17 protein-coding genes and 1 pseudogene are annotated in these 19,777 nt (G+C 60.1%); 9 read left to right on the top strand and 9 right to left on the bottom strand.

What is annotated here, in order from left to right; translation table 11 throughout:
* Nucleotide 1 precedes the first annotated feature (1 nt).
* From ACVWZP_RS06615 to ACVWZP_RS06635, 5 genes are read right to left on the bottom strand one after another with little or no spacing between them, the layout of a single operon-like run.
* Nucleotides 2-1,741, bottom strand: a complete 1,740-nt coding sequence (locus tag ACVWZP_RS06615; protein WP_017845647.1) for an ABC transporter ATP-binding protein — start codon at nucleotides 1,739-1,741, stop codon at nucleotides 2-4.
* Nucleotides 1,738-2,937 carry a serine palmitoyltransferase gene (spt, locus tag ACVWZP_RS06620; RefSeq protein ID WP_457369581.1) on the bottom strand — a complete coding sequence of 400 codons (1,200 nt, stop codon included), beginning with the start codon at nucleotides 2,935-2,937 and terminating at the stop codon, nucleotides 1,738-1,740. Before spt ends, ACVWZP_RS06615 begins: the two co-directional genes overlap by 4 nt.
* Nucleotides 2,924-3,187, bottom strand: a complete 264-nt coding sequence (locus tag ACVWZP_RS06625) for an acyl carrier protein (RefSeq protein WP_301556247.1) — start codon at nucleotides 3,185-3,187, stop codon at nucleotides 2,924-2,926. The genes spt and ACVWZP_RS06625 overlap by 14 nt, the downstream gene beginning before the upstream one ends.
* Nucleotides 3,188-3,219: 32 nt before the next feature.
* Nucleotides 3,220-4,128, bottom strand: a complete 909-nt coding sequence (locus ACVWZP_RS06630; RefSeq protein WP_457369582.1) for an NAD-dependent epimerase/dehydratase family protein — start codon at nucleotides 4,126-4,128, stop codon at nucleotides 3,220-3,222.
* Nucleotides 4,128-5,918: a fatty acyl-AMP ligase gene (locus ACVWZP_RS06635; RefSeq protein ID WP_353847370.1), complete on the bottom strand. Its 1,791-nt coding sequence runs from the start codon at nucleotides 5,916-5,918 to the stop codon at nucleotides 4,128-4,130. Before ACVWZP_RS06635 ends, ACVWZP_RS06630 begins: the two co-directional genes overlap by 1 nt.
* A gap of 312 nt (nucleotides 5,919-6,230) precedes the next feature.
* Between ACVWZP_RS06635 and ACVWZP_RS06640 the strand changes: the two genes are divergently transcribed.
* From ACVWZP_RS06640 to ACVWZP_RS06670, 7 genes are all read left to right on the top strand, one after another.
* Nucleotides 6,231-7,355: an N-acetyltransferase gene (locus ACVWZP_RS06640; RefSeq protein WP_079443729.1), complete on the top strand. Its 1,125-nt coding sequence runs from the start codon at nucleotides 6,231-6,233 to the stop codon at nucleotides 7,353-7,355.
* Nucleotides 7,339-8,169, top strand: a complete 831-nt coding sequence (locus ACVWZP_RS06645; protein WP_046383321.1) for a nucleotidyltransferase family protein — start codon at nucleotides 7,339-7,341, stop codon at nucleotides 8,167-8,169. The genes ACVWZP_RS06640 and ACVWZP_RS06645 overlap by 17 nt, the downstream gene beginning before the upstream one ends.
* A 67-nt stretch (nucleotides 8,170-8,236) precedes the next feature.
* The gene (lptF, locus tag ACVWZP_RS06650) at nucleotides 8,237-9,310 is read left to right on the top strand and encodes an LPS export ABC transporter permease LptF (protein ID WP_017845640.1); all 1,074 of its coding nucleotides are present in this window, start codon (nucleotides 8,237-8,239) and stop codon (nucleotides 9,308-9,310) included.
* The gene (gene lptG / locus ACVWZP_RS06655) at nucleotides 9,307-10,386 is read left to right on the top strand and encodes an LPS export ABC transporter permease LptG (RefSeq protein WP_017845639.1); all 1,080 of its coding nucleotides are present in this window, start codon (nucleotides 9,307-9,309) and stop codon (nucleotides 10,384-10,386) included. The genes lptF and lptG overlap by 4 nt, the downstream gene beginning before the upstream one ends.
* Nucleotides 10,387-10,442: 56 nt before the next feature.
* Nucleotides 10,443-11,372 (top strand): diacylglycerol/lipid kinase family protein, encoded by a 930-nt coding sequence (locus tag ACVWZP_RS06660; RefSeq protein WP_457369583.1) that lies wholly within the window; start codon nucleotides 10,443-10,445, stop codon nucleotides 11,370-11,372.
* Nucleotides 11,373-11,381: 9 nt separating this feature from the next.
* Entirely contained in the window at nucleotides 11,382-12,347 is a 966-nt protein-coding gene (locus ACVWZP_RS06665; protein WP_046383318.1) for a hypothetical protein, read from the top strand.
* Nucleotides 12,348-12,366: 19 nt separating this feature from the next.
* Nucleotides 12,367-13,128 carry an aspartyl/asparaginyl beta-hydroxylase domain-containing protein gene (locus ACVWZP_RS06670; RefSeq protein ID WP_079443725.1) on the top strand — a complete coding sequence of 254 codons (762 nt, stop codon included), beginning with the start codon at nucleotides 12,367-12,369 and terminating at the stop codon, nucleotides 13,126-13,128.
* A 51-nt stretch (nucleotides 13,129-13,179) separates the two neighbouring features.
* Here the strand turns inward: ACVWZP_RS06670 and ACVWZP_RS06675 are convergent, their stop codons facing one another.
* The 4 genes from ACVWZP_RS06675 to ACVWZP_RS06690 form a co-directional block, all read right to left on the bottom strand.
* Nucleotides 13,180-13,674, bottom strand: coding sequence for a putative ATP-dependent zinc protease (locus ACVWZP_RS06675; protein ID WP_082107755.1), 495 nt, complete (start codon nucleotides 13,672-13,674; stop codon nucleotides 13,180-13,182).
* 830 nt (nucleotides 13,675-14,504) lie between these two features.
* A complete protein-coding gene (locus tag ACVWZP_RS06680) occupies nucleotides 14,505-15,872 on the bottom strand; it encodes a glutamine synthetase family protein (protein WP_169881121.1) in 1,368 nt (455 codons plus the stop codon).
* A gap of 69 nt (nucleotides 15,873-15,941) precedes the next feature.
* The gene (locus ACVWZP_RS06685; RefSeq protein ID WP_046383315.1) at nucleotides 15,942-17,342 is read right to left on the bottom strand and encodes an aspartate aminotransferase family protein; all 1,401 of its coding nucleotides are present in this window, start codon (nucleotides 17,340-17,342) and stop codon (nucleotides 15,942-15,944) included.
* Between the two features lie 274 nt (nucleotides 17,343-17,616).
* Nucleotides 17,617-18,402, bottom strand: coding sequence for an SDR family NAD(P)-dependent oxidoreductase (locus ACVWZP_RS06690; protein WP_169881122.1), 786 nt, complete (start codon nucleotides 18,400-18,402; stop codon nucleotides 17,617-17,619).
* Between the two features lie 97 nt (nucleotides 18,403-18,499).
* Between ACVWZP_RS06690 and ACVWZP_RS06695 the strand changes: the two genes are divergently transcribed.
* Both ACVWZP_RS06695 and ACVWZP_RS06700 read left to right on the top strand, forming a co-directional pair.
* Complete coding sequence (locus ACVWZP_RS06695; RefSeq protein WP_046383313.1) at nucleotides 18,500-19,405, top strand: LysR family transcriptional regulator; 906 nt, start codon at nucleotides 18,500-18,502, stop codon at nucleotides 19,403-19,405.
* A gap of 216 nt (nucleotides 19,406-19,621) precedes the next feature.
* A pseudogene (locus tag ACVWZP_RS06700) lies at nucleotides 19,622-19,714 on the top strand (cytochrome b); the annotation flags it as partial.
* Between the last annotated feature and the right edge of the window lie 63 nt (nucleotides 19,715-19,777).

The raw sequence follows: 19,777 nt of genomic DNA on the forward strand, positions 1-19,777 counted from the left end.
CTCAGCGGCCTCCCGTGCCATGGCTCAGAGCAGGACGCGGCAGCGGCGCATGCCCACCTGTCACGACCTTGAATTTACCCTCGACCAACTCGACAACCTTGTCCGCCACCTCGATCAGGCGCGGACGGTGCGACACGGCGATAATGGTGATGTTCGGCGTCAACGCCTTGAGCGTGGCGCAGATGTCGGCTTCGGATTCGGCGTCCAGCGCACTGGTGGCCTCGTCCAGGATCAGCAGGCGGGGCCGGTGCGCGAGCGCGCGGGCGATAATGATCCGCTGGCGCTGACCACCGGACAGTTGGCCGCCCCGCTCCCCAACCCGCGTGTGCAGGCCGTAATCCAGGCCCTGCACGAACTCCCAGGCGCCGGCCTGACGCAACGCATGCTCGGCATCGGCTTCGGTCAATGACGGTTCACCGAGGGTGACGTTGGCCAGCACACTGTCGTGTAGCAGCAGGGTTTCCTGGGTCACGTAGCCGATCATCCGGCGCCAACTGCGCCGTTGCAGATCGCCCAACGCCCGGCCGTCCACGCGGATGCTGCCGTCTTGAGCCACCAGCAAAGCGCACAGCAGGTCAAGAACCGTGGTTTTGCCGGTGCCCGACGGGCCAACCAGCGTTGTCATGGTTCCCACCTCGAAACTCACGCTGGCCTCGTCGAGGACGCGTCGACCGCCGTAGGTAAACGAAACCTGATCGAACACAATGTTCCGGGCCAACGTTGGCTGGAGGCTGCCGCCGGCGGGTTCGCGCTGGGCCTCGGCTTCTTCCACCGCCTCGCGCAGGGCCCAGAACGCGCTCTCCTGCCCGACCATGCGGTGATAGCGCTGCTGCGCCTTGTGCATCAGCCCAAGCACGCGCACGACCATGAATATCAGCACCATCACCGAGGACATCGGCAGCTTCCAGATCACCAGGCCGGCGTACAGACCGCCTGCGGCCAGCAGCGCCAGCAGCGGCTCCTGCAGGGCGCGCAGGGTCTCGCGGCTGGTGACTTCCTTTTCCATGGCAATGTTGAGCTCGGTCGCCTGGCTGCGCAGCAGCGAATCGGCGATGTCCTCGCGGGCCATCGCCTTCAGCGGTTTGACCGAACCCAGGGTGTCGCTCAGGTTGATCAGCAGTTCGCGCATCAGCCCGGTCTGGCTTTTGCCGGCTTTGCGCGAGGTTTTCACCAGGCCTCGCAAGGCCAGTAAAATGGTCAGGCCCAGGGCAATACACACCAGGGCGGCCTGCCAGGACACCACGAAGGCAATGATGGCGTAGGCAATGGCCTGAATCGTCAGGGCCACCATGTTGGCGGCGTGCTCGTAGGCCGTCGAGGCACGGAACGCCTCGGTGGCCACGGCGTTGGCCAGGGCCCCACCCGGCTGACGCAGGTAATGCTCCCATCGGCTGCCCAGCGTGGCATTGATCAGGTCGACACGCAGGTCCGTGGCTACGTGTGCCACGGTGTAGCCCACCTGACGGTTGGCCAGCAGAATCAGCAGGCTGGTCAAGGACATGCCGACCACGATGATAATCAACAGTACGGTGATGGAGGGCTCCAGCCCTACACTGTGCAGCACGCTGGCAACATGGCCGGCCACCATGCTTGAGTGGCCGCTGTCACCCAGCATGACCGACACCAGGGGCAGCATGGTGGTCAGGCTCGCGCCCTCCACCACACCGGCGACCACCAGGCTGAGCAGCATCAAGATAGTGCGAAGGGGGTAGGATTTGCCGAATGCCAGGATGATTCTCATGCCACCGACTCCAGGATATCGCTGTCACGCAGGGCGGCGAAGGCCTCCACCATGACGTCGATTTCCTGTTCCGAATGGGCCGCGCTGACACTGCACCGCACCAGCGTGATGCCCGCAGGCGCGGCCGGCGGCAGCACCAGGTTCACGTACACCCCGTGCTCGATCAACGCTCGCCAGAAGCGCACGCCCTGCTCCTTGGTGCCGATCATCACCGGCACCACCGGACTGGCATGCGGGCCCACCTGGTAACCCAATGCTGCCAGGCCGTCATACAGGCGATGGGCGTTTTGCCACAGCTTTTCGCGCAACTCAGGGGCTTGTGCAATGGTCTGCAGCGCCGAACGCACGGAGGCAATGGCCGATGGCGACGGCGAGGCGGTGAAAATATAAGGACGACTGGCATAGCGCAGCACTTCCATGCCGCGGTCATTACCCACCGCGAAGCCGCCAATGGCCGCGAGGCTCTTGCTGAACGTCCCGAGGATGATATCGACGTCCTGCTCCACATCCAGCGCCTGGGCCAGGCCACGGCCAGTCGCGCCCATCACGCCGAAGGAGTGCGCCTCGTCCAGCAGCAGGTAACCACCCAGGCGGCGCTTGATCTCGACGATTTCCTGCAGCGGAGCCACGTCACCGAGCATGCTGTAGATGCCTTCGACGATGATCAGCGCATGCTTGGCCTGTTCGCCGAGGCGCACCATGCGTCGCTCAAGGTCCGTGGCGTCGTTGTGACGAAAGCGGATGATCTGCGCCCCTCCCAGGGCGCATGCATCGTAGATACTGGCGTGGCAATCGGCATCGAGCAGCACCACGGCCTTGGGTGTCGCCAGGGCGCTGATGATGCCCAGGTTGGCGACATAACCGGTGGAGAAGACAATGGCGGATGGCCGCTCGAAGAACGCCGCCAACTCCTGCTCCAGTGCCACGTGCCCGCCGTAACTGCCGTTGGCCATGCGCGAACCGGTGGTGCCAGTGCCCTGCTCGACCAGGGCAGCCTGGGCGGCGGCAATGGCCTGAGGGTCAAACGTCAGGCCCAGGTAGTTGTTGGTACCGGCCAAAATGACGCGACGATTGCCGATGCGTCCCTGGGTGGCGCAATGGACCTCATCGATGCAGGTGCCAAAAGGGTTGAGGCCGTCGTCCTGGAACGCTTCGCGCTCCTGTGCCAGGCGGGAAAAACTGTCATACAACCCCATGATGCTCCTCCAGGTAGATCATCAGTGCGTCGGTGAGCTCGGCAGGTGTGCTGACATCGATCAGGATATTGATTGGGATAGACAGGTCGAACTGGTCTTCCAGCATCATCAGCAAGTCCATGATCTTGATGGACTCAAGGCCCAGGTCTTCGATCAGGTTGCTGTGCAGGCCTACTGGCCGTTGCTTGTCGGCGGTCAAGCCGCTCAGGCATTCCAGGATGTAGTCGGTGACGACTTCGCGCTTCAACATAAAAAGAGTCTGATATCTGTATGAAAGTGGGATCAAAACAACCGTTCACGCAACGCGTGTTCAAGCTCGATGGCCGGGTACCAGCCCAGGTCCTTCGAGATAAGGCGGTTGCTGGATGACCAGTCGGGATGGATAAGCTCGTTGACCTTGCTCGGCGTCAGCATGGGCTCGCCACCTGCCAGGCGATGCCAGGCCAGGTTCAGGCGTGACAGCTGCAAGAGTAAGGCTGTGGGAACACCGATCAGACGCACCGGCCCGCCGCGTATCAGCGCCCCCATGGCGGCCAGTTGCTTCCAACCGTAGCCATCCTTGGCACCGTCATTGATTTCGTAGCGCACGGCATGAATGGCCTCCACGTCCAGCCAGCGCAGGGTGGCCTGGACCAGGTCTTCCACATGCAGAAAAGACAGCCGTGCATCGGCATGGCCAAGCCGGGGCAGCCAGCCACGCAGCAGTGCCGACAGTACCGGCTGCAATTCGCTGTCGCCTGGCCCATAGACGGCCGTAGGCCGGAAAATGCTGATGGGCATGTCGGCGGCCGCCTGGAGGGCAGCGACTTCGGCATCGAACTTGGACTCGGCGTACCACGACAGGTGCGGGTACCTGGCAGCCAGCGAAGAAAACAACAGGAAACGCTCGCAACCGGCAGCCTTGGCTGCCTGCACCAGGCGCTGGGTACCCTCGACGTTACAGCGCTGAAACACTACGCGGCTGCGACCACGCACCTGGCCAGCACAATGGATGACTGCACTGGCGCCGCTGACCAGCCTGGCCAGCGATGCCTCATCTTCCAGCGACCCGCACACCCACGTCACGGCGTCCAGGCTCGCCACCGATCGGCGGGTCAACGCACGCACGGCGATACCGCGCGCCAACAGGGCCTGCAGAATGCGCCGGCCGATAAAGCCGGTGGCCCCCGTGATTGCCACGGTCAGGCTCATCAGGCGATGGCCGCGGCAGGCAACGCAAGAGCGTCGAGCATGCTCAGGTAGCGACGTTTGGCCTCAGCACGTGCCGGTTTACCGGATGAGGTACGCGGAATGCTTTGCGGCGGTACCAACTGAATGTCGACGCTGACGCCGAACTCACTCTGGATGCGCCCCGACAGCGAGCGGACCATGTGCTCGCGCGATGCGGGCGAGGTCACCCGGCACTGGATCTGCATCACCACCACTGACTCATCACCGCGCGACGTCACGAAGGCGATCGCATCGCCCGGCCGCACGCCAGGCTCGCCCTCGGCCACGTGCTCGATATCCTGAGGCCAGATGTTGCGCCCGCGAATGATAATGAGGTCTTTCTTGCGGCCGGTGACATGTAGATTGCCCTCGAACAAATAACCCAGGTCGCCGGTGCCCAGCCATTGGGAGGCCTGCAGTTGCGAGTCAGGGTCGCGGAAATAGCCACTCATCAGGCTGGGGCCGGCAATGAAGATCTGCCCCACCTCGCGCTCGCCGAGCACCTCACCCTGGGCGTTGCGAATTTCCAGCCGGTGCCCGGGCAGGACCGCCCCGCAGTTCACGAACGTGCTGACGGCACGTGTGCGTGACGTGGGCGGTACGGCCTTGCCGCTGTGCTCCAGTACATCGCGATCGATCACATCGGCCCGCAGGCCTTTGGGGGTGTCGGCAAAGCTGACCGCCAGGGTGCTTTCCGCCAGACCGAAGCACGGCATGAACGCCTCTGTCGCGAAACCTGTTGCCGCAAAACGTTCGGCAAATTGCGTCAGCGCCTCGAACGGTACCGGCTCTGCGCCCACACCTGCAACCCGCCAACTTCTCAGGTCAAGCTCAGCCAGGTCCTTGTCACTGCAACGCCGCAGGCACAGGTTGTAACCGAACGGTGGCGCCACGGACACCGTGCCACGATTGCGGCTGATCAGCTTCAACCATTGCAAGGGGCGCATGGCGAAGTCCTGCGTGCGCAGGTAGTCGACCGACAGTTGAGTGGCGACGGGTGTGAGGACGAACCCCACCAGGCCCATGTCGTGATAGAAAGGCAGCCATGAAACGCAGCGGTCGCCTTCGCGCAGCTTGATGCCGTCACGACTGATAACCTGCAAGTTGGCCATGACCGCGCGCTGGGTAATCACCACGCCTCGAGGAAAGCGGGTGCTGCCCGAGGTGTACTGAAGGTACGCCACATCGTCCGCGCCAGGTGCCTGCAATTCGACCTCGGCCTCTGGCAGCGCGTCGATGTCGACACCACTGAGCAAGGGCATCGGCGGCATATCGGCAGCGGCCTCTCGCACCAGCGGCAGCCATTCCTCGCCACCGCACACCGCAGCCGGGCTGCAACTGTTCAGCAACCCACGCAGCTTGTCCACGTAGGATGAATGCTGGCCAACCCCCATGGGAATGGGCAACGGCACGGGGATCAGCCCCGCGTATTGGCAGGCGAAGAACACCTCGACGAACGTGGCATTGGTGTCGGCGATCAGTGCCACCCGGTCGCCCCGCACCAGCCCCAGACCGAGCAGGCGACGTGCGCCCATCAGGGCGCGCCGTTTCAGCATGCGGTACTCGAACGAACTGACCAACTGACTGCGTCGGTCATAGAAGTTCATGCCGGCATGACCGGTGGCGGCATAATCCAATGCTTCTACCAGACTTTCAAAGTTTGCGTGACGCATGGGTATGGAATGATTTGAGCTTGTTTCTGACATATACAGCACAGCCATTAGATGAGAACCTTCGGCCTGATCGCATGACGGCAAATCCACCCGCAACATTTCATTTGGCCGATGCATTTATCAGGTGACAATAAGATAGGAAACAGCGCATCTGCGCCGCAGCCAGCAAGCGATTGTTGCCTGCGCAGTGTTCAAATTCTGATTGAATCAAATTCGGCGCGAAGATTAACAGGAGTTGTTTTCTGAACGACTATTCATTTATCAGATACCCGCCATCTGAAACAGCGATGAAGATTTTATATACAAACTTAGTTAATAGCGGTTTCATTTACGCCGCATTTGCGGTGATCAACCGTGCGTTACGTTAGTTAAGTTAACATCTCCTCGAAGTTAGTTGGATTTAGGTCAGCCATGATTTCCATAGAACAGGTCAGCGACAAGGCTGGTTTAAAAGCCTTCATCTCCCTGCCCTCCCACTTGTACGCAGACGATCCCCACTGGGTCCAACCCCTGCATGTGGAACGTATCGAGCATCTGTCGGCGAAGAACCCGGCATCGGACCACATTCACTGGCAGGCCTGGATTGCGCGACGCGGCGGTGAAGTGGTGGGCCGCATTACCGCTCAGGTGGATTCACTGCATCGTGATCTGCACGGCATGGACACCGGCCATTTCGGCATGCTCGACGCCATCGATGACGAGGCAGTGTTCAGCCTGCTGACTCATACGGCGGAGACCTGGCTGCGCAAACAGGGCGCCCACCGAATCACCGGCCCGTTTGGCTTGAACATCAATCAGGAAAGCGGCCTGCTGGTCGACGGGTTCGATACACCGCCGTCGGCGCTGATGGAGCATGGCAAGCCCTACTACGCCGCACGCCTGGAGCAGCAAGGCTACGCCAAGGGCATGGACCTGCTGGCTTACTGGATGCGACGCACCGACCTGTCCTTCACCCCGGCGCTGACATCACTGATGGACTGCATGCGCGGTAGAGTCACCGTCCGGCAGCTTGACCGCAAGCATTTCGCACGGGAAATGCAGGTACTACGCGCCGTGTTCAACGATGCCTGGCAGAAAAACTGGGGGTTTGTACCGTTCACCGAACGTGAGTTCGACGAGATGGGCGCGCAACTGAAATTCCTGGTGCCCGAAGACATGATCTATATCGCCGAGGTCGACGGTGAGCCCTGTGCCTTCATCGTTGCCCTGCCCAACATCAACGAAGCCATCGCCGACCTGGATGGGCGCCTGCTGCCATTGGGCTGGGCCAAATTATTGTGGCGTCTGAAAGTCAGTGGCGTACGCACCGCGCGGGTACCGCTGATGGGCGTGCGACAGCAGTACCAGTTCAGCCGAATGGGGCCGATCATCGCACTGTTGCTGATCGAAGCCTTGAAGGCGCCGTTCGAAAAACGTGACATCGAAGCACTGGAAATGTCCTGGATCCTGGAAACCAACACCGGTATGCGGACGATTCTGGATCGCATCGGTGCCGCCCCCTACAAACGGTATCGCCTGTATGAAAAAGCAATTTGAACCACCGCGTTTCGACGCGCTGGTGCTGGGTGCGGATCGCCATGGCCATGACCCGGTGGCTGCGCTGGGCTCGGCCGGTTGCAAGGCGCTGACGCCAATCGCAGGGGTGCCGATGCTGCACCGTGTGCTGGGCGCTTTGCACGACAGCGCCCAGGTTGGCCGGGTAACGTTGATCGGGCCTTCGCTGGCGCTGCTGGAGAAGGACCTCCATGTACGGTCGATGATCCTCAGCGAGCAGTTGAGCTTTCTGCAACCCCAGGCAACCCCGGCTGCAAGCGTCGCCCATGGCCTGGCCAGGCGACAACACTGGCCATTGTTGGTGACGACCGCCGACCATGCCTTGCTGCGCGGCGACATGGTCGACTACTTCCTCACCCAGGCAGCCGCCCTGGATTGTGACGTGGCGGTTGCCGTGACGCCCCTGGAGACAGTGCTGCAACGATTCCCCGGCACGGCCAGAACGGCCATCCGGCTCAAGGGTGGCCCGTATTGCGGCAGCAACCTGTTCGCCTTCCTCACCCCGCAGGGTGCCAAGGTGGCGCAGTACTGGCGTGGCATGGAAGAAGCGCGCAAGCGTCCCCGACAAGTTGTGGCCCGTGCGCTGGGCCCGCTGGCTACCGTGCGCTACCTGCTGGGCGAACTGTCCCTCAAGCATGCGCTGAACCAGCTTTCCCGGGTGCTCGGCGCACGCGTGGGCGCTGTGGTCATGCCCTTCCCGGAAGCGGCGGTGGATGTGGATTCAGCCAACGACTTCGCGCTGGTGGAACGCACCCTGCGCGAGATGGCCAAGGACCACGGGCGCCCTGCGGCCTGACCGACTCACCCGCTTCATTCCCCTTTTTACTGTGCACGGCTGATGCCGCGTTGAAGGCTTGCGGTACATGCTTACGATTGAGCGCTACATCATTTCCGAAGTACGCCGTCCTGTGACGATGATGGTTGGCTTCCTGACCTTTGTTTTCGCCAGTTACTCGGCCGAACGCTACCTGACGGAGGCCGCCAACGGCACCCTGGCGCTGGGGGTGGTCCTCGACATCGTTTTCTACAAAGTGCTGATCGCGCTGGAGATGCTGCTGCCCGTCGGGCTGTATGCCTCGGTGGCCATCGCGCTGGGTCGGCTATACAACGACTCGGAAATCACCGCCATCCTGGCGTCCGGTGCCAGCCCGTTGCGTATCTACCGGGCCATTCTGATCATCGCCACACCGCTGGCCCTGGCGGTGGCTGCGCTGTCGTTCTACGGCCGGCCCTGGGCCTATACACAAACCTATCAACTGGAACAGCAATCGCGCTCCGACCTCGACGTCAGTCACCTGCAGGCCCAACGCTTCAACCTCAACGATGACAACGGCCGGATGATCCTGGCCCAGCACATCGACCCGGACACCAACCAGCTCACCGACGCGCTGATCTACGACCCGACCGAAGGCAAAAGCCGCGTGCTGCGCGCCAACGTGGCGACCATCACCGATCCCGACCCCACGACGCCGGCGCTGACCCTGCAACAGGGCACCAGTTATACGCTGGAGCATCGCGGCAGCAAGGACAGCACACTGAATTACAAAGCGTTGCTGCTACACCTCAAGCCGGTGGAACCGACCGATGAGTCAAAGCGCAAATCCACCCCCAGCGCGACGCTGGCCATGTCGGCCATGCCCCAGGACAAAGCCGAACTGCAATGGCGTGAAAGCCGCGGCCTGAATGCCATTCTCATGGCCCTGCTGGCCGTGCCGCTGAGCCGGACCGCACCACGCAAAGGCCGGTTCTCAACCCTGCTGCCGATCGCGATCCTGTTTACGGTGATCTTCTATGCCGGCAACCTGTGCCGCACCCTGGTAGCCAATACCGCCCTGCCCCTGATCCCGGGCCTGTGGCTGGTCCCCCTGCTGATGCTGGTTGGTCTGGGGGCCTTGATGGCTCGTGACCTGCGGCTGCTGCCGAGGTTTTCGCGATGAGCCTTTGGGGTCGCTACCTGGTCAGGAACGTGTTCGTGGGTTTCGGTGCTGCCGCTGCGCTGCTGATTCCGTTGTTCACGACTTTTGATCTGATCAGCGAACTCGACAATGTCAGCGCTGGCGGCTACCGCTGGACCCAGGCGGTGGCGGTGGTGCTGATGACGCTGCCCCGTCGCCTGATCGACCTGGGGCCCTTCATCGCCCTGTTGGGCGGCATCGTCGGCCTGGGCCAACTGGCGGTCAGCCAGGAGCTCACGGCCCTGCGCGCCGCTGGTGTGTCCATCGTGCGTATTGCCCTGGCGGCCGTCACCGCAGGCGTGCTGCTGACCGCCAGCCTGGCAGCACTGGATGAATGGGTGGCCTCACCGTTGCAGCAGCGCGGCCTGCAGATGCGCAACGCCGCCATCACCAGTTCCGATGAGGCAGTCAATGCCAAGGGGACGCTGTGGGCCAGGCGCGGCAATGAAATCGCCAGGATCGACAGCGTGGCCGCGCACAACCGGCCCATGGGCATCGAGATATTCCACTACAACCCGGACAACACCCTGGCCAGTTACATTCACGCCGACAATGCCAGCGTATCCCAGGACGGCAGCTGGACGCTCAACCAAGTCAACTTCAAGCAATGGAGCAACGGCGAAGAAACGGTCCGCGAGTTGGATAGCCTGCAATGGACGTCGATCTTTTCCAGTATTCATCTCAAGGAGCTGACCCTGCCCAGCGACAGTTTTTCCATCAAGCAGTTGAGCCGCTACATCCACTTTCTCAAGGCCACCGATCAACCGGTCGATCAGTACAGCATCGCCCTGTGGCAGAAGTTCGGCCGGCCGATCCTGACGCTGGCGATGATCCTGCTGGCGGTACCCTTCACCTTCGTGCAACAGCGCGACCCCGGGATGGGCAGCCGCCTGGCGGTGGGCGCTGTCGTCGGTCTGCTGACCTATGTGGGTAATCAGATCATCGTCAACCTGGGGCTGCTGTTTGCCCTGAATCCGCTGTTGACCACCTTGTTGCCACCGCTGTTTATTCTGGGCGCGGCATTGATGCTGGTCTATCGCTTCGACCGAAACGCCTAGGCAACGTCATGAACATCAACCCACCTTCAATTGCTAAGCCACGATGCATCGGCGTTTTGATCAACCCCCTCAGCGGCCGCGTCCGTCGCCAGTTGGCACGCATGTGCCGCCTGATCCATAGATTGCCCCGCGCCCGCGTCGCGCAGGTGTGCACCCCGGCCGAGGTCGAGACTGCCATCGCCAGCTGGGCGCTGATGGAAAACGACTTGTTGGTCGTAGTGGGCGGGGATGGCACGCTGCAGGCGGCGCTCACCAGCCTGCTGCAAACCCCGGGGGCGAAAGTCCCCAAGGTGTTCATCGTCCCCGCAGGCACCACCAACATGAGTGCCAATGCCATCGGGTTGCGTGGCAGCCCACTCAGGGCAATCAAGGCGCTGACGCGCTGGCTGACCCATGACGACCACACCGCGCGGGAGAAACCCACGGCTGTACTGCAAGTGTCTGACTCGCACACCCGGCGAGCACAATGCGGCCTGTTCTTTGGCGCAGGTTCAATCGTCACCGGCGTTCGCTATTTTCATGAACGGGTTCGCCCCACCGGCCTCAAGGGGCTGGCAGGGCCATTGACCGCCTTCGTGCGTATGCTGCTGGCGTTGTTTTCCCGCACGGCCAGCCATCTGCTGCCGACCGTCAACGCCCCTATCACGGTGAACGGCACGACACGCGAGGCGCCATGGCTGCTGGTATTGGCCACCACCCTCGACAAATTGCTGCTGGGCAGCACGCCATTTTGGGGCGTCGAGCACCAGCCCATGCGCCTGACCGCCATTGCCCAGGCCCCTGCCCGCCTGTGCCGGGCCTTGCCCGCCGTACTGCGCGGGCGACCCAGCGCGGCCATGCGCCAGGATCCGGGCTACCTGAGCCACAACGCCCAGCACGCCAGCATTGACCACCTGCACGAATACCTACTGGACGGCGAGATATTCCCGGTGACCGGAACACTGGAAATCAAGGCCAGCCCGCCCGTGCGCTTCATCACCTTGTAAGGACATTCCATGATTGAGATTGAACGGGACCCGGCGACACTCCCCCTGTTCGAGTTGGTGAGCCGTGAACTGGCGCGCCCGGTGGACCAAGACCTGCACGCACTGACTGAAGCGCTGATGGCGCGGTTCGGCGCAGGCATCTCAGCGATCCTGTTCTACGGTTCTTGCCTGCGCACACGCACCACCGATGAGGGGTTGATCGACCTGTACGTCCTGGTGGATCACTACCAGGACATCCACAACTCCCGGCTCAGTCAATGGGCCAACGCCCTGCTGCCGCCCACGGTGTTTCTGTTCACGGCCACTGATACCGCCGGCAAAACCCTGCGCGCCAAGTGCGCCATTCTTTCGGTGAGCGACTTTGAACAAGGCACCCATAGCTGGTTTCAAAGCTACCTGTGGGCGCGTTTTGCCCAGCCTAGCCGCCTGGTGTTCAGCCGCACGCCCGCCATCCAACGGCGCGTGGAGCGAGCGGTGTGCCGCGCGGCCTTGCGCATGATCAGCGAAACGGTCTCCCTGCAAGCTCCCTTGTTCAACAGCGACACGTTCTGGACCCGCGCTTTGAGCTTTACCTACGGCAGCGAACTGCGGCCCGAAAGCAGCAACCGCCCGGCACTGATTACCCAGCAGAATCAAGGCTACCTCGCCGCCCTCCTGGTCGCGGCCGCCCAGGTCGATGGCGTTGGCTTTGCCGGGTCGATGACCGACGAGCTGTATATCAACCACAGCACCGCTGAACAGCAGCGACGGCAGGCGCGGCACTGGCGGACCCGGCGCATTCAGGGCCGGGCATTGAACCTGGTGCGTCTGATCAAATCGCTGTTTACCGTCAAGGGCGGGGTGGATTACGCCATCTGGAAACTGGAGCGCCATTGGGGCGAGCCGATCAAACAGCCGGAACGGTTGCGCCGCTATCCGCTGGTGTTCTGCTGGCCGCTGCTGTGGAAGCTGTTGAAACAACGACCTCATACATGAAACCGACAGGATATTTCCCATGAGCACCAGGAAGACGGCTTTGACCCCCAAGAAAAAACGCAAACATCGTCCCAGCGTCGCCATCGGCCTGTGGATCATCAAACGCCTTGAAAATCTGATACGGCGCTGCTCTACGGTGGGTAACACGCCGTTCTTTGACCCGGCTATCTTCGCCTGGACCCGGGAGCTGGAATCCCGGTCGGCGGTGATTCGCGCCGAGCTCGATGCCGTGCTGCGCAACAGCGATGCCATTCCCAGTTTTCAGCAGATATCCAAAGACCAGGCCAGACTGACCCAGGACGACCGCTGGAAAACATTCTTCCTCTACGGCTATGGCTACAAGATCGACGGCAATTGCGCCCAGTGCCCACAAACGACCCAGGCCATCGAGGCCATCCCGGGCATGTACACCGCGTTTTTCTCGATTCTCAGCCCCGGCAAGCACATTCCGCCCCACCGCGGGCCTTACAACGGATTGCTGCGGGTACATCTGGGGTTGATCATCCCGCAACAGGCCGAACAGTGTCGTATAGAGGTGGGTGATGAGGTCCACCATTGGCAGCAGGACAGTTGCCTGGTATTCGACGACACTTACAAGCATCAGGTCTGGAACGACACTGACGAGCGGCGCGTGGTGCTGTTCCTGGATGTGCAGCGGCCCCTGACATTACCAGGCCGCTTGCTGAACCGGGTGGTGCTCAAGCTGATCCAGTGGTCGCCGTTCATACAGGACGCGCGCAGGAATCAGCAGAACTGGGATCGCGGGATCCTCAACCAGTAAATCATCGCCAATCAGGCTCCGGGGCTCCCCCGACGCCTGATTGGCGCGGTATCACGGCTTGCAATCAGGCTTGAGGGTGTCGAATCGCGACGCATCAACCAAGCCCAGGTGCGCAAGCACATCACGCCCCAGCTTGACCGGCGAACCACCTTTGCTGTGGGTTTTCAGCATAAGGTCCTCGGTGTATACCTTGTCACCCAGGCACAGCGACATCCGCACCAACTGATGCTGAGTGCTGCCAAAGGCGCTTTTGGTTTTTTCGGTGCGCAGTACTTTCCTCTCCAGCGTCAAATCGGTCGTGCCCGTCAATGCGTGCATCACCGGTACACTGAAACGCGCCCAATTCTCGCCATTTTTCTGGAATAGAACGAGGTCATGAACCTCAATGGAAGACTTCGGCGAAGTGGGACTAAGTTCGACCTCCACACTCCCTTGCTCAGGTTGAATCAGTGCCTTTTCCTGCCAACCGAAAACGGCGGCCTGGGTCAATTGCGGAATAATCAATGCCAACATAAAGCTGCTTAAAACTGTGGTATAGCGACGCATTATTTCACCCGACGCAAATAGTAATTTCAGATAGTGCAACAATAAAGCCCAATAACAGGCGCCCTGTGTTCAGCGCACTTTATCATCCGCTCTTATTTTACAAAATTAAATTATACCTAGCGCTAAAGTACACACGCACTGCGGTAAATTATTAACTTATTCGAAATACACTCTTTCACTTCGTTACATAGCTACTTCCATCGGCTGGCTGTTAACGTCATGCGCCCCAGGCAAAGCCTCAAGCGCCAGACCTACATGGCGACAAGGGCCCCTGACAATGCCTACCGTGATGAGGAAACTATGGAACCCGGCAGCTACCAACTGAGCATCATGGTCGCCCCAGCCCCGTGCGCCCCATGCTGCCTGACACGCTGACCGAGCGCCGTCGCTACGCCCAGGGCCAGTTACGCCGGCAACAGCGTCAGGAACTGCAGGCTCGCTACGACGAGATACGCGAACTGGGCACGCCCCGTTAGGCCCTTCGCTCACCTGCAACCCCGCCCGGAACACCAGGTGGCTACCGCGCCTATCAAAACTTTCGACGTGATGCCCATCGGCGCCCAAGGCAAGTCCTTGAGGCGCTTGGTGATCGCCGCCGCCACGGCGTAGAAAAAAGCCGAAGCCATGGCCAGGCAGACGCCGATCAAGTACTCGGCGCCGGCGGCCTGTCCACGTGTATTACGAGCGACCTGGGGGCAACATTGGGGGCATATTTGAAATTTTTCTGCCTGAAAATGTTGTCCTAGAGCCCAGTCAAAATGTTCTTCGGCGACCCGGATAGCCGTTGAGATCGACCAGTTCACATTTCAAGGCATGCTGGCCGCCAACACTCATGCGTGAGTGAGGTACCAGCGCCAGTCCTGCTCCCCGACTTCGGCATTGAATGTACGGAACTCGCGCCACTTGATCGCCAGGAACACCTTCAGGAATTCAGCCCCCAGCACCTCACGTGCCCACGTTGAACGTTGCAGTGCCTGCAACGCTGTAAGCCAGTCGGTGGGTAGAAAATCGGTCGCCTGTTCATAGCCATTGCCCACAATCGCCGCGCCAGGATCGCTTTGATGAGTGATGCCGTGGTGAATGCCCGCCAGTACTGCGGCGGCAGCGAGATAGGGGTTGGCATCGGCACCGCAAATACGGTGTTCGATGTGCCGACTTATCGCGGGGCCGCCGGGTACGCGGAACGACACAGTACGATTGTTGACGCCCCAACTTTTGGCCAGCGGCGCGTAACTGCCGGTCTGGAAGCGTCGATATGAATTGGCATGCGGGCAAAATATCGCCAGCGAGTCAAACAAGGTCTCCATCATCCCACCGATGGAGTGCCGCAACAGCGGCGTACCCTGTGGGTCTTCGCTCGCATACAGGTTGTGACCCTGCTCGTCGGCCAGGCTGACGTGCAAATGCATACCGCTACCGGCCTGATCGCTGAATGGCTTGGCCATGAAGCACGCTTGCAGCCCATGTTGGTTGGCCACGCCTTTGACCAAGCGTTTGTAACGTACACCTTCATCAATGGCTTGGAGTGCGTCGAAACGATGCTCCAGCGTCAACTCGAGCTGGCCCGGAGCGTACTCGGAGATCGCCGTGCGTACCGGCAGCCCTTGCAGCGCGCAAGCTGCGTAGAGGTCATCAAGAAAAGGTTGAAGCTGTTCCAGTTCGTATACGCCATACACCTGTGGCGCATGAGGGCGTACGCCATTGGTCTGCAACGCTGGCTGCGGCCGACCGTTGACGTCGCGTTGTTGGTCCAGCAGGTAAAACTCCAACTCAACGGCCATGACCGGATGGAGTCCATCGGCTTTCAACCGCTCGATGGTGTTCACCAGGACATGGCGCGGGTCGGCCGGGGCGGCGGGAATACCTTGGGTCGGGTGCATGCTCACCTGCACTTGGCCTGTTGGGTTGGTACGCCAGGGTTGCAAGGTCAGGCTTCCCGGCAGGGGGTAAGTCCAGCAATCAGCATCAGCGACGTCCCAGACCAGGCCAGTCTCGTCTACGTCTTCACCCTGCACGGTCAAGGCGAGAATCGAACTTGGCAGCGGCCGACCATTTTCGTAGATCGCCAGCAGTTCGTCGCGATGCAACAGTTTGCCCCGTGGAACACCATTGGCGTCGATAAGAAACAACTCGATGCTCAGCACTTCAGGGTGGGCGGCCAGATAATCCTGAGCCTCTTTTTTATCAGCAAATTGCATGTCAAACCTCTCAGCGCTCATTCAAGCGACTTGGCAGTATGTGAGAAAAGTGGGGCTTCAGACGTCCAGTCATGAAGGGGTGACGCGAGCGCCAGGTAGGGCAAGCAGCGTGGTCAGCGCGCGATCCAACTCATCGATCAGCCTGTCGATATCCGCCTGACTTGTCTGCGGACAGCACAGGGTCATGTTGTGAAAAGGCGTGATCAGGATGCCGCGGTTGATTAGATAAAGGTGCAGAGCCATTTGAAGGCTGTCATGAAAAGCCGCCTCGGCTTGCGCGCCTGTTCTGGGCGACGTGGCACAGAATTGAAACTCACAACGAGCCCCTAACTCTGTGACAGACCAGTTCAGTTGGTGGCGCTTGAACAACGCTCGAAATCCCTGGGCGAGTCTTGAGGCCAGGGGCAGCATGTGCTGGTACGCAGACGCTGTCATGACCTCTTCAAGACTGACTCGCATGCAATGCATCGCCAGGGCGTTGGCGGACAGCGTCGTTCCCATCCCACTGTGGCCATGCCCGCCACTCTCTTCGCTGACGGCCTTCTGCGCGTCGCGCATAGCCAAGGCGACTTGCTCGCTAATGCCAAACACCGCGCATGGCACGCCACCTGCGATGGGTTTACCCACCACGAAAAAGTCGGGTTTCAAATCCCACTGGCGAGTGCATCCACCGATGCCGGTGGAAATAGTGTGGGTCTCATCAATGACCAACAGGCTGCCATATTTAAGGGTCAACTCTCGGCACTTTTGCATGAACCCCGGATCGGGCAGGACCATGCCTATGTTCGTCATCGCCGGCTCGCACATCAGCGCGCACACATCGCCCTGGGCTAACGCCGCCTCAAGCGCGTCGACGTCGTTGAAGGGGATGGATCGACTGTATTGGGTCAAGTCGTAGGCTTGGCCCACAAGGCCGGCACGGTGCACTGTTTTGCCGTCGCGGTAGCGCACCATCACGTCATCCACCGTGCCGTGATAACAGCCGTCGAACACCAGCAACACATTACGTTTGGTGATCGCGCGCGCCCAGCGCAACACATAACGATTGGCGTCCGTCGCATTGGCGGTCACCTGCCAATAAGGCAGCTCGAATCGCTGAGCCAGCAACTCGCCGCAGACCACCGCGTCCTCGCCAGGCAGCATGGTGGTCAAGCCATTATTTGCCTGCTCGGCGATAGCGCGGGCAATAGGATCCGGTGAATGGCCAAACATCGTGCCGGTGTCGCCCAGGCAGAAGTCAATGTATTCATGATCGTCAACATCGGTGAAGCGTGCGCCTTTGGCACGCTGGACGAAGAGCGGTGAAGGCATCGACCAATCGCTCATCCAGTGCATGGGAACACCATTGAACAGATGAGCCTTGGCACGCTTGGCGAGCGCCATTGACGTGGGGTTGTTTTGTATAAAACGGGCACGTTCGGAGGCGGTAAAAGCAGCAATCGCTGATTCACTAATTCCACTTTTCGACATGATAAAAACCCTCTTTTAATTATTACATTAATTAAAATTCGTCACCGTCGAGATAAAAAGACAATCCATCGCCACACTCACTCCCCTCTCAGTTCGTGAATGACTGAAAACAACGTGCCAACCTCTTACAACTTGAGTGTTCGCCGTCAGTATTTGCAGCGCGAGCTAACCTATGCCTGGGTATATTGCGGTGAGCGCAGAAACTTTATTTGGATCATTAATTTATCCCGCTGAATAATCTGAGATTCAGGGAATAAACCGACGTAACTTGAAGTCAGGCGTGAGGAGCCTTGTTCTCGACCAGACAGTTCCCGCCGTCCACCACAAGGACTTCACCCGTGATGTAACTGGCGTCAGGCGACGCCAGAAATGCAACCGCCGCCGCCACTTCACGGGGGTTGCCTGCCCGTCCAATCGGGGTAAAGCGCCCCGCCTCTGCTTCAACGGGCGTGGTTGAGCCGGTGGTGATCCATCCGGGCGCCACGCTGTTTACAGTAATCCCCTGCTTGGCGACTTCAAGTGCAAGCCCCATGTTCATGCCAACCATCGCGGCCTTGGCTGCGCTATAAGCGGCCTCGCCCGGATTGCTCCCCCGAGTGCCCGTGGTGGAACTAATATTGACAATGCGCCCATAACTTCGTGCCCGCATACCGGGCAAAACGGCCCGAGTCAAAAGAAAAGCCGTGGTTAAGTTTCTTGCCAGTGAAAGATTCCATTCATGCAGTTCCATGCTCGCCAATTCCGAAAAAATCTCAGGGCTTCCTTGCATGGCCATACCGGCATTATTCACCAGGATATCGACCCGCCCCCAGACTGACTCTGCCCACAGGCCGAATTCACGCACTTGGATTTCATCGGTGAGGTCAGCTGGCCGGCCTTCAACTTCAAACCCTTCAAGGCGTAGCTCTTTAACCCGATCCGCGATGCGGCTGCTGCTGGCAGTGACGATCAACTTCGCCCCGGATGCACCTAGCCTGCGAGCGATCGCCATACCAATGCCAGCTTCACTTCCAGCACCACTGACAAGTGCCACATGCCCCATCAACTCGGTATTTAACATGGTGTTCCCCACGTACTTAATTTGTAATAGGAGTGGAAATTAGGCTAATGAATCTGATAAATAAAGACGATCATTATCAGAAAATCTGACAACCACGATGGCGTTTACCAGCGAGTCACTTAAAATTTTCCTTTCGGTCGTGGACAGCGGCTCCTTTTCCGCCGCAGCCCGAAAGTTAGGCCGGGTTCCCTCCGCTATCAACATGGCGGTGTCGCAGCTTGAAGCAGAGTTGGATCTCTTGCTTTTTGACCGATCAACCCGCAAAGCCATTCCGACCGCAGCCGCCAAAGCACTTGAGCCCCAGGCAAGACAGGTCGCTAGCCAGTTAAACCTGCTGGACGCGCATGCCCTCCAGCTTCATCAGGGGTTGGAGGGGCGCTTGGTCCTTGCGATGGCGCCAGAGCTACAAACAGGCGTGTGGAATCGTCCGCTGTCCATTATCGCCAAAGAGTTTCCCACCCTTGAAATCGAGATTCGCTCCGCGTCCCATCCGGAGGCGATTCGCATGCTCCATGAAGGACGTGTGCAATTGGCACTTGGATTTGAACGACCCGGGCTTGACGAGCGGGAGACGTTTCTTGAAGCGGGGAGCCAATTGTTAGTCGCAGTTGCCTCTCCAGATCATCCTGCGGCCGCCGGCAAGAAAAGCCCTTTAGGTGAAGAGCAACTGGTGGACGTTCGGCAGATCATCGTTGCGACCGGAGGACCTACAGACTCTGACCCACGTGTTGTGCTGTCGCGGCGGATTTGGCTCAGCGACAGTTATCTGGCAACGCTGGATCTGGTGCAGCAAGGATTGGGCTGGGCTTATCTTCCACAGCCGCTGGTACAACCGCTAATCACTTCGGGCGCATTGACGGAGGTGGTGTTTGACAACATGCCAAGTCAGATGCGGTTATGGGTCGACATCATCTGGGTAAAGAACCGACCTCTGGGGCTGGGCGCGCGTCGTTACCTGAGTCTGATGCGCGAAATTGCCGAGGGCGAGCCTCGTCGTACTTGAGAAGTAAAAAAATTGGAGGGATTTTTAGTGGCCACCAACTGACTGCTGCGAACAGCCGAAACCGGGTTCTTCTGCGTCGCGATCACGGTGCTTATTCAAACACTGCATGCCTGGCCAGTTTTCAGGAAACCCCCACCGATGTCCCTGGTCTTTACTTGGAGGTCAGGGCGTCGAGCAAGCTTGGGAAACCCCTTTCCAAGTTCTGGCGCTTAAAGCATCGGCTGCACGGTGCTGCATGTGGCAGGCGCCCTCAAGCATCGCTTCTACGACCGCGACCCGCGCAACGACGTGTTGCGCCGCATGCTCTGAATGGATGAGGCGTTGACGCAAAACGCCAACGCCTGCAAGGCCCCGCGATAGACGTCAATGACG

The sequence above is a fragment of the Pseudomonas sp. TE36184 genome (genome assembly GCF_054060055.1).